This window comes from Lentzea kentuckyensis, assembly GCF_002150765.1.
GTDB lineage: Bacteria > Actinomycetota > Actinomycetes > Mycobacteriales > Pseudonocardiaceae > Lentzea > Lentzea kentuckyensis.
This window is the reverse complement of sequence record NZ_MUYM01000214.1, coordinates 1-2,145: the sequence shown is the minus strand read 5'-3', so window position 1 is coordinate 2,145 and position 2,145 is coordinate 1. Positions and strand designations below refer to the sequence as shown.

At 67.7% G+C, this 2,145-nt stretch carries 3 protein-coding genes; all 3 read right to left on the bottom strand.

Annotated features, from left to right (window positions below; translation table 11 throughout):
- On the bottom strand, positions 1–482 hold a 482-nt coding region (locus tag B0F77_RS50405; protein WP_245849527.1), incomplete at its 3' end, for an amino acid permease.
- A 2-nt stretch (positions 483–484) separates the two neighbouring features.
- The gene (locus tag B0F77_RS50795; protein ID WP_425435838.1) at positions 485–1,105 is read right to left on the bottom strand and encodes a hypothetical protein; all 621 of its coding nucleotides are present in this window, start codon (positions 1,103–1,105) and stop codon (positions 485–487) included.
- A gap of 326 nt (positions 1,106–1,431) precedes the next feature.
- Positions 1,432–2,145: class I adenylate-forming enzyme family protein (locus B0F77_RS46015; protein ID WP_143467296.1), on the bottom strand; the 714-nt coding region annotated here is incomplete at its 5' end.

The window sequence follows — 2,145 nt, the reverse complement described above, 5'->3', positions numbered from 1 at the left end:
AACCAGAACTCGAACTCGCCGTAGGACCGGACGGAGAAGAGGTTGGTGAGCGTCAGCACCACCATCAGCACGAGCACCCAGGCCCATTGCGGCACAACGGGAATCCACCTGTGCACGATCGCGGCACCCGCGGTGGCCTCGACACCGACGACAACGACCCAGAACCACCAGTAGAGCCAGCCGACGGAGAAGCCGGCCCAGCGGCCGTGGGTGCGCTCGGCGTACACGGAGAACGACCCGGTCTGGGGGTCCGCCGTGGTCATCTCACCGAGCATGCGCATCACCAGCACGACCAGCAGACCGGTCACGGCGTAGGCGATCAGGACACCCGGCCCGGCGCTCTTGATCGCCTGACCGGACCCCACGAACAGGCCGGCGCCGATCACCCCGCCGATCGCGATCATCGACAGGTGGCGCTGGCTCAGCGTGTGGGAGAGGCCTTGTCCCGTCTCGGTGCCTGCCACCGCGGACTCTTCCTTCATCCTCACGACACTAAACGTCGGGGCGCGCCGGCAAAGTCCGCAAAATGCGGAATTACTTCACTTCCAGGCCGTCTTCGGAGTGACGGGGACCACACGGAAGTGCCGGGTCGTGCAGTCGAGCCGGTGGAACAACAGGTCCGGCCCGGTGACGTACGCCGTCGTGACCCCGTGTCCTGCCAGCGTGTCCACCACCGCGGGCCAGTCGATCGGCCGGTCGAAGGTGTCCANNGACCGGCCGACTCGACCATCCTGCCGTCCTGGTCGGCGACCACGAGTGTGCGCGGGGCCGCGAACTCGTAGCGACTCATCACCTCCTGCTCCGCCTTGCGGCGCAGCGGTGTGAACCGTCTCGCGTGGACCGGCGGGCGCATGGTGCGCATCGAGTACCCACCCATGGCACGAACCGACGCGATTACCTCGTCCAGCAAGGACGCCCGCAGGGACACCAGGAACCCGCCCCGATCGAGAGTACCGGAGACCTCGATCCACTCGCCTCGTTCGGTGAGCTCCGTCAGCAGAACGCGGAAGGGGTCCTCCGGCACGTGCACGAAGCAGTGCGTCACCAGCTCTTCTGGTTCCGCGCCGAAGTACTCCCGTTCACAGCGGGCGAGTTCGACGGTCATCCGGATCGCGTCGGCGAAGTCCAGCACACCGGTGTACACCGCGAGCGGCCGCTGCCCGAGGCTCGGGCCGGCGCAGATACCGGGTTCCACCCCCAGTTCCCGCTCGGCCCGGTCGGCGAGCGCGAGAGAGCAGACGAGGAAGGAGACCTGCGAGAAGTCCCCGTAGTCGTCACCCTCGGCGCGCAGACCGGAGAGCAGGGACTCGCCCAGCACCTCGTCGGCCGCCGCCACGCGGGCGCGCGCGTACCTGTCGAGCACCAGGAACCGGCCGATCTCGTCGAAACCCGCCGCGCCCATGCCGGGGAACACCAATGCCGTGCTGCCGCTCATGATGCGACGCTCACGCCTTCCACGGCCATCTCCTCGAGCCGCTTGCCATCCGGCTTGCCGTTGCGGTTGAGCGGGAAGTTCTTGATCACGACGACCCGGTTCGGCTGTTCGTACGCGGGCAGCACCGGCATGAACTGTTCCTTCCAGAAGGCGGGCGGCCGGTTCAGATCGTCCTCGACGAACGCGACCAGCAGGCTGCCCATGCGTTCGTCGGGAAGCGCGACCACCTTCGCCGAACAGCCGGCCTCGGCGATCCTGCGTTCGATCATGTCCGGGTAGAGCGTGTGGCCCATGCGGTGCACCGCGCGCTTGCGGCCGAGCACGTGCAGGTTGCCCTGGGAATCGAGGAGCCCGAAGTCGCCGCTGGCGTACCAGCCCTGCTCGACCGGATCCAGCACGCCTTCCTCGTCGAGGTAGCCCATCATGAGATCCGGCGTGTGCACCATGATCTCACCGACTTCGCCCGCCGGGACCTCCACACCGTCTTCATCCACAATGGACAGTCGCACGCCGCGCACCGCCGGTCCGCAGGCCACCGGGTTGTCGACGGACGCGAACGCCACGTTGCCCATCTCGGTACTGCCGTAGCTGTCGAGCAACGGCATCCCGAACTCCTCCACGTACCGGTCGACCAGACCCGGGATCAGCGGAGCCGCACCGACGCACAACATGCGGGAGGACGCGACAACGGCGCGCAACGCCGGCCGGGA